General features: G+C 60.1%; 15 protein-coding genes and 3 pseudogenes. 10 read left to right on the top strand and 8 right to left on the bottom strand.

What is annotated here, in order from left to right:
* Positions 1–23: 23 nt before the first annotated feature.
* The gene (locus tag AC5Y5C_RS17705) at positions 24–926 is read right to left on the bottom strand and encodes a hypothetical protein (protein WP_499974725.1); all 903 of its coding nucleotides are present in this window, start codon (positions 924–926) and stop codon (positions 24–26) included.
* A gap of 95 nt (positions 927–1,021) precedes the next feature.
* On the opposite strand from AC5Y5C_RS17705, the gene AC5Y5C_RS17700 reads away from it, so the two are divergent.
* Positions 1,022–1,615: a TetR/AcrR family transcriptional regulator gene (locus AC5Y5C_RS17700; RefSeq protein WP_499974723.1), complete on the top strand. Its 594-nt coding sequence runs from the start codon at positions 1,022–1,024 to the stop codon at positions 1,613–1,615.
* A gap of 21 nt (positions 1,616–1,636) precedes the next feature.
* Here the strand turns inward: AC5Y5C_RS17700 and AC5Y5C_RS17695 are convergent, their stop codons facing one another.
* Both AC5Y5C_RS17695 and AC5Y5C_RS17690 read right to left on the bottom strand, forming a co-directional pair.
* On the bottom strand, positions 1,637–1,981 hold the full coding sequence (locus AC5Y5C_RS17695; protein WP_078358951.1) for a DUF732 domain-containing protein: 345 nt from the start codon (positions 1,979–1,981) through the stop codon (positions 1,637–1,639).
* 88 nt (positions 1,982–2,069) lie between these two features.
* Positions 2,070–2,815, bottom strand: a pseudogene (locus tag AC5Y5C_RS17690) (SDR family NAD(P)-dependent oxidoreductase).
* A 192-nt stretch (positions 2,816–3,007) separates the two neighbouring features.
* On the opposite strand from AC5Y5C_RS17690, the gene AC5Y5C_RS17685 reads away from it, so the two are divergent.
* The 5 genes and pseudogenes from AC5Y5C_RS17685 to AC5Y5C_RS17665 all read left to right on the top strand — a co-directional run.
* Positions 3,008–3,838, top strand: coding sequence for a helix-turn-helix domain-containing protein (locus tag AC5Y5C_RS17685; RefSeq protein ID WP_499974720.1), 831 nt, complete (start codon positions 3,008–3,010; stop codon positions 3,836–3,838).
* A 73-nt stretch (positions 3,839–3,911) separates the two neighbouring features.
* On the top strand, positions 3,912–4,805 hold the full coding sequence (locus tag AC5Y5C_RS17680; protein ID WP_499975986.1) for an aldo/keto reductase: 894 nt from the start codon (positions 3,912–3,914) through the stop codon (positions 4,803–4,805).
* Between the two features lie 4 nt (positions 4,806–4,809).
* The gene (locus AC5Y5C_RS17675; RefSeq protein WP_499974717.1) at positions 4,810–5,646 is read left to right on the top strand and encodes an LLM class F420-dependent oxidoreductase; all 837 of its coding nucleotides are present in this window, start codon (positions 4,810–4,812) and stop codon (positions 5,644–5,646) included.
* 69 nt (positions 5,647–5,715) lie between these two features.
* Positions 5,716–6,672: a GNAT family N-acetyltransferase gene (locus tag AC5Y5C_RS17670; RefSeq protein ID WP_499974714.1), complete on the top strand. Its 957-nt coding sequence runs from the start codon at positions 5,716–5,718 to the stop codon at positions 6,670–6,672.
* 201 nt (positions 6,673–6,873) lie between these two features.
* Positions 6,874–7,070: pseudogene (locus AC5Y5C_RS17665) on the top strand (helix-turn-helix domain-containing protein); the annotation flags it as partial.
* 519 nt (positions 7,071–7,589) lie between these two features.
* On the opposite strand, the gene AC5Y5C_RS17660 reads toward AC5Y5C_RS17665, so the two are convergent.
* Positions 7,590–8,234, bottom strand: coding sequence for a hypothetical protein (locus AC5Y5C_RS17660; protein ID WP_499974712.1), 645 nt, complete (start codon positions 8,232–8,234; stop codon positions 7,590–7,592).
* 85 nt (positions 8,235–8,319) lie between these two features.
* Here AC5Y5C_RS17660 and AC5Y5C_RS17655 point away from each other — a divergent pair, with 85 nt between their 5' ends.
* Together AC5Y5C_RS17655 and AC5Y5C_RS17650 are read left to right on the top strand one after the other, a co-directional pair.
* Entirely contained in the window at positions 8,320–8,742 is a 423-nt protein-coding gene (locus tag AC5Y5C_RS17655) for an SMI1/KNR4 family protein (RefSeq protein WP_499974710.1), read from the top strand.
* A gap of 194 nt (positions 8,743–8,936) precedes the next feature.
* Positions 8,937–9,110, top strand: a pseudogene (locus AC5Y5C_RS17650) (helix-turn-helix domain-containing protein); the annotation flags it as partial.
* 59 nt (positions 9,111–9,169) lie between these two features.
* Here AC5Y5C_RS17650 and AC5Y5C_RS17645 read toward each other — a convergent pair.
* Positions 9,170–9,520, bottom strand: a complete 351-nt coding sequence (locus AC5Y5C_RS17645) for a chymotrypsin family serine protease (RefSeq protein WP_499976122.1) — start codon at positions 9,518–9,520, stop codon at positions 9,170–9,172.
* A gap of 198 nt (positions 9,521–9,718) precedes the next feature.
* Here AC5Y5C_RS17645 and AC5Y5C_RS17640 point away from each other — a divergent pair, with 198 nt between their 5' ends.
* On the top strand, positions 9,719–10,459 hold the full coding sequence (locus AC5Y5C_RS17640; RefSeq protein ID WP_499974706.1) for a hypothetical protein: 741 nt from the start codon (positions 9,719–9,721) through the stop codon (positions 10,457–10,459).
* A 168-nt stretch (positions 10,460–10,627) separates the two neighbouring features.
* On the opposite strand, the gene AC5Y5C_RS17635 is transcribed toward AC5Y5C_RS17640, so the two are convergent.
* Both AC5Y5C_RS17635 and AC5Y5C_RS17630 read right to left on the bottom strand, forming a co-directional pair.
* Entirely contained in the window at positions 10,628–11,176 is a 549-nt protein-coding gene (locus AC5Y5C_RS17635) for an LppU/SCO3897 family protein (protein WP_499974705.1), read from the bottom strand.
* A 376-nt stretch (positions 11,177–11,552) separates the two neighbouring features.
* Positions 11,553–12,653 (bottom strand): phospholipase A2, encoded by a 1,101-nt coding sequence (locus AC5Y5C_RS17630; protein WP_499974702.1) that lies wholly within the window; start codon positions 12,651–12,653, stop codon positions 11,553–11,555.
* Between the two features lie 222 nt (positions 12,654–12,875).
* Between AC5Y5C_RS17630 and AC5Y5C_RS17625 the strand changes: the two genes are divergently transcribed.
* Positions 12,876–12,974: a helix-turn-helix domain-containing protein gene (locus AC5Y5C_RS17625; RefSeq protein WP_499974700.1), complete on the top strand. Its 99-nt coding sequence runs from the start codon at positions 12,876–12,878 to the stop codon at positions 12,972–12,974.
* On the opposite strand, the gene AC5Y5C_RS17620 is transcribed toward AC5Y5C_RS17625, so the two are convergent.
* Entirely contained in the window at positions 12,940–13,248 is a 309-nt protein-coding gene (locus AC5Y5C_RS17620) for a hypothetical protein (protein ID WP_499976119.1), read from the bottom strand. The two genes, AC5Y5C_RS17625 and AC5Y5C_RS17620, sit on opposite strands and share 35 nt — an antisense overlap.
* Positions 13,249–13,438 lie beyond the last annotated feature (190 nt).

Here is a 13,438-nt window from a genome sequence, read left to right as displayed (position 1 = left end):
CAATATATGACAGAAGGGCTACGTCAGCTGCGCTGATGCTGCTCCAGCAAGGCTGCGGAGAACCGATACAAAGACAGCAGTGAGATGAATCCGAACATGAACAGGATGACGCTGCCGACGGACTCGTTCACGGGGTTGAGGAATAACCCGAAGGCGTATGCCCCGATGACCACGATGGGTGCGGCGTCGACCCAGCTGAGTGGACGCTGTTCTGATCGCGCCAGCGCGTCCTTGCCCAGGAAGGGGAGGAGTACGAATGAGATGATGAGCGTGATGAGGAAGCCCCAGATCGCCCACCCGATGGGCAGGGCCGGATCGCCGAAGAACGAGTCCTGCGGGGCGAGCGCCCTGGACTTGCCGACCCATTCGTAGATGCCGAACTTCGTGCAGAAACCGTTGGCCAAGAAGGCAATCCAGGCGTGCAGCATGCCGTAGAGCACACAATGCCAGACGACCTGCCATGGCCGTAGGGTGCGTGGGTTCACCACGATCTTCCCGTCGAGTATCACGTTGATGATGACGTAGATGGGCCACAGCAGTGCGACCATGCCGACGGGAACAAGCAGGGGAACGCTGCCGATGTGCGGCCCCATCATCGGTATGTCGCCGTAGCGCAGATCTCCCCAGATGAATCCGCCGAAGCTGATGTTGGCCTGCTCGAATGCCCACTCCATGGCGGAGGCGATGACGAAGTAGGCCGAGGCGAGTTTCACGCCGAGGTGTTTGAGCATGTGTCCGAAAACCGCGATGACCAGTGCCAGCGAGGTAATGGTCTGGGCGGCTACGGGCAGGCCCGCCCCGCCGGTCGAGATGCCCGACCACAGCGTCATGACGACCCACACCACACAGGCGATGCCGAGGGCCACGTCGATGGGACTTGCCTTCCGCGCTTCGTTGTTCGTGCGGTTCTCGGTCTTCGTGCTCACGGGCGGCAGTCCCTTCCATCGCTGAGAACGCTCGTGGAATAGAAAATTATTCTAGAACAATTCTCTAGTCAAGGCCGGTTCAGTATTGTTCGGTGGTGCCCACTGCCTCGAACGCCGGTGTCGCCCGCCGGCGCGCGATCCTCGACGCAGCGCTCACGCCGTTTTTGAGGAGCGGGGTGGCGGGGGCCACGGTCGAGGCGCTGCACCGCGAATCCGGCGCCAGCGTGGGCAGCATCTATCACTTCTTTGGGAGCAAGGAAGGCGTCGCCGCCGAGCTGTACCTGCAAACGCTGCGCGATTACTACGATGCGTATCTTGATGTGCTGCAAGAAAGTTCAAGCGTGCGCAGTGGGATCGAGGGCGCCGTTCGCTTTCATCTGGAGTGGGTTGTCGCCCATGAGATGCGGGCTCGGTTCCTGTTTCACTGCCGCGAGTTCGAGGTGATCGACGAGTCCCGCGCGACGATTGCCGCGCTGAACGAGGACTTTTATGGCAAGGCGAGTGCGTGGCTGCAACCGCACGTGGACAAGCGGCTCATCAAACCCCTGCCGCCCAGGCTGTGTCAGGCCGTGTGGATGGGGCCGTGCGTCGAGTACGCCCGGCTGTGGCTGGCCCGGTCGGCCGAGTTCGACATGCTGGCCGCTGCGCCGGTTCTAGGACGTGCGGCGTGGGATGCGGTGAAGGCGTGATCAGTACCGGCGCGTGAGCGATTATGCCGGTCGGGGTGGTGCGAGGTTCAGCGCGTTCGGGCATAGCTCGCTTTGCAGAATGTCGAGGTACACGTTGGGGGCAGGCGCGGGAGCGACGCCGGAGCCCACGGGAAACTGCGAGCCCACCTCTTCGGGCGGGACGCCGTTGCGCAGATCGCGGCACGCTTGGTGTCCGGCCTGGATCACGTACGGCTCGGCATCCTTGTGGATGAAGACCCCGGCGTTGCGAAGACTGTCCAGGAACGTGTGGTCATTCGCATGGGCAATACCGGCGCCGAACGGGCCACCCACTGACATGCCGGCGGCAGCGATCCCGACGATGACCCTGGTGCGGAGCTTGTCCATGGTTGTTTCCTTCCAGCCATCAGCATTATTGCCATGGGACGCGCCCGGCAACGGCGAATTGCGAACTGGACAGGGGTGTGCGGAGGTTTTAGTTCAGGCCGCCGCCGATGACCAGGATCTCTCCGGTGATCCACGAAGCGCGGTCCGAGGCCAGGAATGTCACCGCGGGTGCGATGTCCTCGGGTATACCGATCCGGCCAAGGGGGTCAGGTTCTCGATCTCGGTGCGGAACTCGCGGCTTGAGAAGGCACTGGACTGCATGCCGTCGGTCACGGTCAACCCGGGATTGACCGAGTTCACCCGGATGCCGCGTGGACCCAGCTCCTTGGAGAGCGTGCCAGTGATCGTGTCCACGGCCCCCTTCGAGGCGGTGTACACCAGCGAGTTGGCTGGCGTGAAGCTGGTGACACTTGACCCGATGTTGACGATGCTCGAGCCGCGGTCAAGGACGCCGAGTGCTTCGGTGATCGTGATCGCCAGGCCGAAGACGTTGAGGCTGAACTGGCGTTGAAGTTCGTCCGCGGTCACCGATTCAATCGCGCCCATGTCGTACACCCCGGCGTTGTTGACCAGGATGTCGAGCGCGTCGAGCCGAGTGCTGAGCTCGGCGAACAGTCCTTTGACGCTGGCCGGGTCGGAGATGTCAGCCTGGATGGCAAAGGCCCGGCCTCCGGCGTCATGAATCGACTTCACGACGTGGTCAGCACCGCTCTTGCTTGATGAGTAGTGGACTGCCACGTGCGCTCCCGCTGACGCCAGGTCGCGTGCGATGGCCGCGCCGATTCCCTTCGACGCGCCCGTAACAAGCGCCGTCTTGCCTGCCAAAATGCCCATCAAGTGTCCTCTTTCCTTTTACTGCAACATGTTTCGTGCATATCTCGTTGCTTCTTCAGCGTAGATTTGCGCGCGCCGTCGTGGCAGGGTGCGCTATTCCTACCTGGGCATCCCTTGCGGCTGAGGCAATGTGCGGCTGGGTGGGTGTATTACACCCTGGTTGAGGTGAGTTGCCGTGAGTATGTTGAGGACATGGATCGGCGAAATGAGTTGGGCGACTTCCTGAAGGCGCGCCGTGCTCTGGTGTCGCCGGTGCAGGCAGGGCTGCCGCAGGATGAGCCGCGCCGTGTTTTAGGCTTGCGTCGGCAAGAGGTTGCCGCACTGGCCGGGGTGAGTGCCGACTACTACAGCAGGCTTGAACAGGGCCGTGAGCGACATCCCTCAGACCAGGTATTGCGGGCGATTTCCCGTGCACTGCAGCTGGATACGCATGCGGCTGAACATCTGGCCGGCCTTGCCAGGCCGTCTGGGGCGGCACCCGCCGTCGGCGACCAGCGCGAAGCCAGCGAGGGGACCATGAGGATCGTCAACAATGTGGTGCACGCCCCGGCGTTGGTCATCAGCCCGGCGCTGGACATTCTGGCGATGAACGCCCACGCGCAGGCCCTTTACGGTGACTTCGCCCGGGCGGACAACTTGGCCTACATGGTTTTCCTCGACCCTGTGGCCGGTCAGTTCTATGCCGAGTGGGATGACATCGCGCGGGATACCGCCCGAAATCTGCGCGCGATGTCGGTGTCGTTTCGCGACGTCCCGCGCGTAGCAGAAGTTGTGGGTGAGTTGACGATTCAGAGCGATGTCTTCACGTTCGTGTGGATGCAGCATGATGTCCGGCCGCGCACGAGCGGGACCAAGCGCTTCCGCCACAGCCAGATCGGCGAGATCAGCCTTCAGTACGACACCTTTGCCGTCGGTGGGGCGCCCGGGCAGCAGCTGCTCATCTACTCGGGTGACCCCGGCAGTCCCGATGCCGATGGGCTTGAGCTGCTGGCCCGGCTTGCGCTGGACCAGCAGCCCGAATAGTAGGAACCACATCCAAATCCATATGAGGCGAACAATTGTCGTCGCCTCTTGAGTTCAGATTGCGCAGGATAGAATCGTGACATCAACACAGCCCGTTGGAGCAGGAACGCTTACTCTCGGCGGCGACATCACCGTCAATCGGATCGGCTACGGCACGATGCAGTTGACCGGCCCGGGCGTGTGGGGCCCGCCGCGGGATCCAGCATCCGCGGTGCGGTTGCTCAAACGCGTGGTTGAGCTGGGAGTGAATTTCCTGGACACCGCGGATGCGTATGGCCCGCAGACCGTCGAAGACTTGATCAGCGAGGCACTGCACCCGTATTCCCGTGATCTCGTGATCGCCACCAAAGTAGGTATCGCGCGCACCGGCCCGGCGGAGTGGGGCTGGATTCCGTTGGGGCGGCCCGAATACTTGCGCCAGCAGACGGAAATGAGCCTGCGGCGCCTGAAGCTGGAGCGCATTGATCTGCTCCAGCTGCATCGAGTCGATCCGGCTGTTCCTTTCGAAGACCAGATCGGTGAACTCAAGCTGTTGCGAGACGAAGGCAAGATCAGGCACATCGGACTTTCGGAGGTCTCAGTGGACCAGCTGCGCGCGGCACGGCAGATCGTGTCCGTCGCATCAGTGCAGAACCTGTTCAACCTCGCCGATCGGTCGGCAGCTGACGTGGTGGACTACGCCACGGCCCACGGCATTGCCTTCATCCCGTACTTCCCATTGGCTACTGGAGGACTGGAAGGCGTCGGCGGTCCTTTGGATGTCATCGCGCATGCGCACGGCAGCACCCCGGCACAGATTGCCTTGGCATGGCTACTTCGTCGCTCTCCGATTCTGCTGCCGATCCCGGGAACATCGTCGGAAGCGCACCTCGCGCAGAATGTTTCCGCCGGGGACATCGTGCTCAGTGACGCCGAGTTTGAGGCGCTTTCCGCGGCGGTGCCGCTGCCCGACGACAAAGACGTTTAGCTTCATGCGGATTGGCATTTTCACTGCGCTTACCGACGAAGGCCTGGAGCCCGGCGAGCTAGCGGTCGAGATCGAGATGCGCGGGTTCGAATCCCTTTTCGTGCCGGAGCACACGCACATACCGGTGACGATCGAAGCCATCCATGCCGGATGGGATGAGATACCCCGCGACTACTGCCGAAGCCTCGATCCGTTCGTAGCGTTGTCCTTCGCGGCAGCTGCGACGAGGGACCTTCGTATCGGTACCGCGGTGGCGCTGCTGGTCCAGCGAGACCCGATCACGTTCGCCAAGGAAGCTGCGACCCTGGACAGGGCGTCGGGCGGGCGGCTAGAGCTAGGGATTGGCGTTGGATGGCTTCGCGAAGAGATACGAAATCACGGCACCGACCCGCGCACGCGGGTGGCATTACAGAGCGAGCGTATCCAAGCGGTCAAGACGATCTGGACAGAAGAGCAGGCCGAATTCCACGGCAAGTACGTGGCGTTCGACCCGATCCGTTCCTGGCCCAAGCCTGTTCAAAAACCGCACCCGCCGGTGTGGCTAGGGGGCTGGGGCCCGTCCACCCACGAACGGGTGCTCGACCACGCCGACGGCTGGATGGCGCCGACAATGCTTGGGGTGGAAGAGCTTCAGAAGGGGATCGGCGAACTCAATCTGCTGGCAGCGCACAAAGGCACGCCGCCGGTTCCTGTGATAGCGACCATCCTGGAGCCGCAGCCTGGAGATATCGAACGCCATGCGGACCTCGGGGTGCATCGTGTGCTGCTAGGCCTGCTGCCGGTGGAGTCTCGCGACGCTACGTTGCGCAAGCTGGACCGGTTGGCTGCATTGATGGCGTGAGAATGTCACGTGCATCGGCTTGCATGTGGTTCCGTCAATAGCTGATCGGACGTGACGGCGATGACTACCATGCGAACAGACTCAGCCAGTCGAGCCAGGGCGGTGTACATCGTGGGTGTCGATGCCGCCGATCTCGCAGAGTTGGAGTTCTTTGGAGGCAATCCAGTCAGTGCGCTTGTTCCGCTGGCCGACTGGTTCCTGCTCCTCGGCTCGGGTGGTGGTGAGATTCTTCATGCCGGAGAGAACGGGGATTCGGTGGTCGCGCACGTGGTGCCCGGCATGGTTGTCGGTGAGATAGCGCTCCTGCGCGGGACCGCCCGGACGGCGACCGTCGTCGCGACCGAACCGCTTCGAGGCTGGGCGGGTAGCAGTGATGCTTTTACTGCGATGCTTGAAATCCCCGGCGTGTCAGAGGCATTGGTGTGGACGGCGCGTCAGCGCCTAGCCACCTTCGTCACCCCGATTCCCGTGCGGCTGCGCGACGGCACCGAGTTCTACCTGCGGCCTATCCTGCCCGGTGACAGGCGGCGACTGGCGAGGATGTCACGGCGCACGGTGTATCGCCGGTTTCTGGGAGTCCCCAGTAAGCGGATGATCACGTACCTGTTTGAGGTGGACTACCTCGACCATTTCGCCTGGGCCCTCACCGATGGGCCCGACGGCCTTGAGGATCTTGTCGTGGCCGATGCTCGATTCATCCGCCATCTCGACGAACCCGAGAGCGCCGAGCTGGCCCTCACGGTCGGTGACGACTACCAGGGCCGCGGGATCGGAACACTGCTGATGGAGGCGCTATCGGTATCGGCGCGTGCGGACGGTATACGCCGATTCACGGCCTCGGTGCTCTCGGAGAACTACGCGATGCGCACCATTCTGAACCGGTTAGGTGCGCGCTGGGAATCGGATGGGCCGGGAGTGGTCACTACGGTCATCGATGTTCCCCATATGCGGGAACTCGGTCTTTCTTCGCAGATATCCCGGCAGGTCCATGTCGCGACACGACAGGTGATTCAAACGTTGTGTTGACGATCTGTAAGCGCCCCCGGCAGTTCCCCGTCAGGTGTTTTATGGCCTTGCGCCCGTGGCTGGACTTGCGGTGATCTGCCTCATGGTCGATGGTGTCCATAAGCTCCAGTCTTGGTGGGCGGCCAGTGGCGGCGCGGTGCTCTTTGCCCTGTTCGTTGTGGGCGCTCTGTTGGCCTCTGCGCGTGAGGGATGAGCACCTCAGGATCGCAAACCGGTACAGCCGCCCGTGAGGCACGCAAAGCACGCGGCCTACTGTCGGGAGGCCTAAGGCCCTTAGCGCCGAACAGGCAGCCTTAGCGGCCCGTATGCATGCCTCGGGGGAATCGGCAACCACGATTGCTAAGGCTGTGGGTGTTAGCAGGCCGACCGTGTATCGAGTTTTGGCCGAGCAGGATTAGTTCGTACAGCAATCGCGATACCGTCGTTGTCATTTACACTTTGCTGTATGCGACGTGTCCTGAAACTTATATGGGGAGATCTCTGGACGCTCAATGCAACCCTGTTTGTCGCGGTCGCGATTCTGTTCGTTGGTTTTGTTGCTGACAGGCAATGGTGGTGGGTAGCACTCTCATGCCTAATGCTCGGGGGCTTGAGCTGGTCAGCGGCCTGTGGCTGGCGCTCCCGAGGTAGCGGAATCTGACGATCGTGATGAACAAACGTGTCGCAGTCATCTTGTTTCTCGTCGCCTGGTTCGCTCTGCCCACGTTTGTCATGCTCCTGAACCAGCTTGATCCCCCCTGGTTTCAGGTGGGTTGCGCGGCCGTACTGTCATTTATCGGCGTATGGATTTGGGCGATGGTTCGAGCTACCCGCAGTCGATGATTCACGTTCCAAGATGATCGACCGCTCGAACTCTGCGCGCTGAGGATTGACAGCAGCAGCGTGTTCATGGGGGTGTCTCTGTCGTTCTGTCAAGCTCATCGAGCGGTTGGGGCTGTGTCTTGGTGGTCTGCCTTTATGGCTTCGAATGAGGCCAGCAGGGCGTATCCGGGGTAGTCGGGGTGGCGTGGGTATTTCCCTCGGAAGTAGGTGTTCCAGTAGCTGTGCGCCCGTTGGCGGGTGAGTGTGAGGAACTGGGGGTTCTCGGCGACGAAACGCCCGTACTGGGCGGTGCGGGGTTGGTCTGGGTCGGAGAGGTAGTGGCATATGTCGTCGATGATTTCGGGTACGTACTCGCCGAGGAGTTGAATCACGAACGGCGCAACCCAGGGTTGCCGGGCATGGATGATGGTGCGGAGCCATTGTTGGCGCACGAATCCGTCGTGGTGACGGGTGTACAAGCAGCCCAGGATCGTTCGCCGCACCGGCGGCATCGCGACGTGGTCTGGTCCTGGGTTGTCGTGATAGATGCGAGAGGGAATCTCGATGGCCTCTCCGCCCACGGTTAGGTGGTACTGGCGTCGGTTGGAGCCGATCGAGTGTGGGGATAGCCTCGACCCTTCGGGCTTGGTGAGCGAACTCGTGGGCAGCACCGCCAAGGCAGCGACCACGTCGGTGCGGATTGACTTGGGGAACGCCGCCTCCAGGCGTGCGGTGTCGTTGGAGGCGTCTTCTGCTGTCATGGATAGCCAGGGTAGAGAACCGGCGCACGGTCTGTCTGTGATCGTTAAGCGCCAGTTGATGCTGGGAGAGAGAATTGAGTAGTGCATGGACCTTGACCAGGAAGAGTTGACTCCTTGGACGCAGACACAGCTCGATGTCGTATTGCAGGATGTGGGTTCACTGCCGTCCGACTATCGGAACTTCGTCCTCAGCGTCGGAACCGGTGACATCAGGTTGCATCTGTTCCTGGGTACCGATGCGGTTGCAGATAAATTCCTTGACGCCACGGACATCGTGGGACGCGGCGGGGGTTTTGACGGCTGGATTCCTGACACCTACATTCCGGTAGTACGCGGTAACGGCGGCGCTCTGGCGATCCGTCTATCGGATGGAAAAGTCTTCTTCGCCGACTATGACAAGGGCGCTGCAATGGGCCTGGATGACGAGTCAAGCGAAGAAATCATGCGTGAGTACGCGCAATCCTGGTCGGAAATTCTTCAGCAGATCCCGTCCTGGAAACTCATATAGCAGTGGGGCCTTCGTCATCCTCCCCACAACCAGACCCGTCGGCACCACCAACCCGATTGGTATTCGCCAACATACGAATACGACCTATCAGGGCCTACACCAAATCCCTGGTAGCGACAACGGATACCCCTCGACGAGCAGCTTGTCAGTGCCCGTAACTGTTGCATTTGCGCGCACTCAGCCTGGCCGAACTAGAGCTAGAACTAGAACTGGGCAAGGAACGCCGCACAGCGGCCCGTGAGGCCCGCGAAGCGCGGGGCCTGCATGTTGGCCGACCCAAGGCTCTTAGCGCCGAACAGTCTGCCCTAGCGGCCCGGATGCACGCCTCGGGCGAGTCGGCCACCACCATTGCCAAGGCGGTAGGTGTTGGGTTAATCGGTGAGCCAGACTTTGAACCGTTTTCCCCAGCGGGGGGAGTTTTGGCGTATCAGGTCAACGACGGGCCCGATGGTTGTGCCTGGCTGCCTTCGTTGCCGCCGCCAGATTCTTGGTCACCGCTAGAGCCCATCTCGACCAGGGTTGGTCCTTTGGTGTACCAGGGGCACCCGGAGTCGCCGGGGAGCTGGACCACGGTAGAAGCGATCAGGTCCAGGTCTGCCCGGTCGGTCACGTACTTGACGTTGGTGACCTTCCCGGTGGTCTTCTGAGAACGCTTCCCGTACTTAGTGACCCAATCACCTTCGGTAACGCTTCCGAGTCCGGTAAAAAACACATCGAGGTCGAAACTTTTGTACAGCTGAATGAGCTTCCGTTGGTCCAACTCCCTGCTTGGCCGCACCCGAGGGCCCCTTAGGTCGAGGACATCGCCTAAGCGCCGCATGCACGCCTTGAGTGGTATCCGGTGTGTCGGCTATCGCGTTGTCAGTGCCGCCGGGTATTAGTTGTCTTGCTGTAGCTGGTGTAGCTGTGGCAGGAAGTCGCCTACGCGGGGGCGGTAACCGCCTTTACCGACCGCGAGCGACGGAGACGAGTCGACATGCCAGAGTGGGTCGGGTGGGTAGCGTGGGTGCTGCTGTTCTTTCTCGGTGTCGGGCTAGCGTTAGCCGGGGCGGTGCTCCTATTCAAAGGGAACGTTCTCGATAAGGCGCACCCAACTGAGATAACTTGGGGGGACCACAAATTCAGCACTACCAATATCGGTATCGGAGCAATAGGTATCGGCGTTATTCTTGCGGCGGGAATGTACCTGTTCAAACCCGATGTAGCCATCAAAAGTGATGCTCAGTCAGTCGCCCCTGCAACCGTGACAGTTACCAGACCCATGCGGGCGTCCGAGCCGACCCTGACCGTTCCTGGTGTTTCTACGTCCACAACCGCGACACCCTCAGCGTCCGCGTTACCTGATAGCTCCTGTGGTGCACCCTCCGGGCCGTGGTGGGTTGAATCAGACGGCCTACGTATCGTCGTCACCGATGTCACCTACTCAGTGCCCAGAAAGTTGCAGTTCACGTTACGTGTCGAGAATAACGACAGCGACTCAGTCAATATAGACTCGCATAACGTTCTTGTCGTGGATAGCAACGGCAAGCAATACGAAACTGAGGGATTAGGTTTCCTCGGGATAAACGTTATGGGCGGGCAAGTGGTCCCAGCCAAAATGGACCTAGCGACCCAATTGCAAGGATCTCCAGCCACCGTCGAACTCCGATTCAACCTCAGCCACAGAATGGACGGTTACAAAACCTTCGCACTCTGTGTCCCTGTGCCACCGCAGTAACGGCCCATAGCTCGCAAGCCACCACGTACCCCCTGGGGGTGACCCCTTAACTTGGCTAGTGCACGCCTCACTCGGCCAGCGCCCGCTCTCTCTCCGGTGACCAGGGCACGCCTAACAGGCTTTAGGTCTGTGGTGCGTTGAAACGGATGCGGGGCGTGGCGCTGGGAGCTATTTCTGAATTTGTGTGCAGATCGTGAACCGGCGCACAGGGTGTGCATAGCCGCCATTGGGGCATGCAGCGACGGAGTTAACGTCTAAGAGAACTTTCGTGGGACGCTCAGCAAGGCTTTCAGTGCATGTGACACGCTTGGCATACCAAGTCTCCTGTCCAATGGACATACATCCATTGGCAACCCAGTCGAAATCTAGGCACAGAGTTTGTTGCGAATCCCTATTCCAACGACGATATCGTTGATCCGAATCTGCGGGGCACTGGTCGCGAGTCATCTTGATAGCAACAATACGGTAATTGCTTTCTGCTGTTCCGCATTGTGCTTCTTTGGCTTTAATGCTGTTTCTGTTGGGTCCGGATAGAGCTATGCAGCTGCCAACAGCGCCAAACTCTGTGACGGTGGTATCACCAGATAGCTCATTGGGTATTTCTACAAAACTAGTATCGGGTTCCGTGCTTTGATTTTGACTGCAGGCAGTGGTGAATGCGACAGTCGAAAGAATAATCGCAGCCCATGATTCCAATCTCACCTTAGTTAGCCCCATCTGAGCAACTTTGCAAATGTATTAGCTGGCACAGCTAGAAGTCCTGCAACTGTCATCAGCCAAGAAAAGAATCCTAGAGCGATGATGCCAATATATAGGCCGCCGTTCCATTTACTTCCCAGGAAAATCGTAGTCCACAAGTCAATGGCGAATGCAGAAAGCAGTAGCAGAGTCGCGACAATCTCCTGCGATGTTGGCCGATGGCCGCTCGGGTACAGGCCCACTGCGAGCGTCCCAAGCGCCACCAGGAATGGTATCGCGAGCCTTGGCCAGTCAACGTGAACGTAGAAAGTTAGGAAGATAGTAGCGATATAGAGCAGGAGTACTAGGTACTTCAACATTGATGGTCGCATTCGAAATAACCCCTGGTTTAGTTTCAGTTTTCACGGAGGTGAAACAAGGTGACCATGGACCAATAGAAACCTGCAGTTCTATGGCACAGCCAATTTGATGCACCAGTATGGAGAGTATCGCAGACGGCCCGCAGATCATCTTTGAAACGATCATTGCAGGGCCCCAGACCCAGCCCCGCTGGACGTGCGCGTTCGTAACACATGTCGTGCCTCGCACACGCTGGCGCAAAGTCCGTCGTTCCCCACTTACTGGGTGAACTTGTGCAATAGTCATGGAGTGCCGAGTCTTCTTTTGGAGTAATCTTGCTTTGCGGGTCATAAATATAGCCGCACGGCATGTTCATGGGCATTTTTGCCGACACCATGAGCGAATACTCTTCGCAGTTTCTATTGAACTGTCTAGGCGTGACCCTGTCGCAATCACTGCACGCGCCATCGGCCTGGAATATCGGATCCAAGCTAGGGCCGTCGAGTAATGAACCACCGCCTCCAATGAACTGCGCAAGACACCGCTGGAACTCATCTTCCTGGTCCATCTGCTGGTTGGTATCGTCCTGCTCGTTCTTCGGCTGCTCGGGTTGCTGGGTCTGCGTGGGTGCCTCACTCGGCTGCTGCTCTTGGGGTTGTTGGCCCTGCTGGGGGGACTGTTGTTGCGGTGCTTGGTAGTTAGGGTTCGGTTGACCGGGGCCTTGGGTGTGCCCGGGGGCGGTCGAGTAATTAGGCGGTTGCGTGCCGTGTGCGGGTTGGTCCCAGCCCTGTTGGGGTTGTTGTGCGCCTTGCTGACCTGGAACTTGTTGTGCACCAGGTGATCCCGTGTTGTAGATGCTCACCCCGCCGTTTTGATCAAGCGGTGGCTGGTTGATACCGCCCCGGTAATCGGGCTGCTGTGGTGGTAGTCCGGGCGGCTGGAACGCGCCCCCGTTCATCCCATCGGGACCTCCGGGGCCTCCGGTGGGGCCTCCAGTGGGATCAGCTGCCACAGTCGCCACGGTCGAGAATCCGCTACCGGCCATGGTGTGGTCGCTGGCGATCTTCGCTCCACCGATGGCGAGTGCCGTAATAGCAACCACAGCCGATACCCTGCGCAAACCTGGCGACATACGCCAACGATCGCTCATAACCACGTGTTGAAGACCCTCCCGCTCCTCGCCCCGCGCGTGTTGCGCATGTAGCTGATGCGTGGATCATGACAGACCATACCAGGGTATGTCCACCATATAGTGTTTGCTGGATCGAGGAGGAGGCTTAGGTTTTGACACGTTAGCTGTGAGTAACCTGCTGCCACCTGGCAATATACTGAAGCGAATGTCAGGCCCGGAGCGGCGAACCTACGGCAGGGGGATATCGTGTTAGCGCGCCGGATTTACGGTAACGGGGAACCGGCCACCGCCATTGCCAAGGCGGTAGGGGTTAGCCGCGCCACGGTGTACCAGGTGGGTTCTTAGGTTTGGGGTGGTGTGTCGTGGGTTCGTAGTCGAAGACGAGTTCACCGGAGGGCAGCGCCCGCAGCGTCTCTTGCGGTTCAGATGGTGGTACATCAGGCATTGGGGGAATGGGTGTGGTGTAGGGCAGTTGCCGTATGCGGTCGGCGCATTCGTTTTCGATGACTTGGATCGCGGCTTTCATGCGTTCTAGGCGCTGCTGATAAGCCTCGGCTTGATCCTTGCGGATGTAGCTCTTGGTTCGTTCCTGGCTCTGTGTGTCCACCCAGCGTGCCATGCCTTTGTCCACGCACCAGCATCCCGCCGCGTCGCTGTCTAGCGGCTCGGGGGGCGTTTCATGTGGCCGTGGGTCGCGGTGCCAACGATCCTCAACGCCTCCCCGCAGTCCCCGCTTCATGTGCGCACAATAACCATTGCGGACTGACCACGATATGGGTGGCACGGAAATCCGTATCTACCAGCGCCCT

Source organism: Mycobacterium sp. NGS15 (assembly GCF_059813245.1).
Note: the sequence above shows the minus strand (reverse complement) of the source record. Positions and strands in the feature narration are given on the sequence as shown.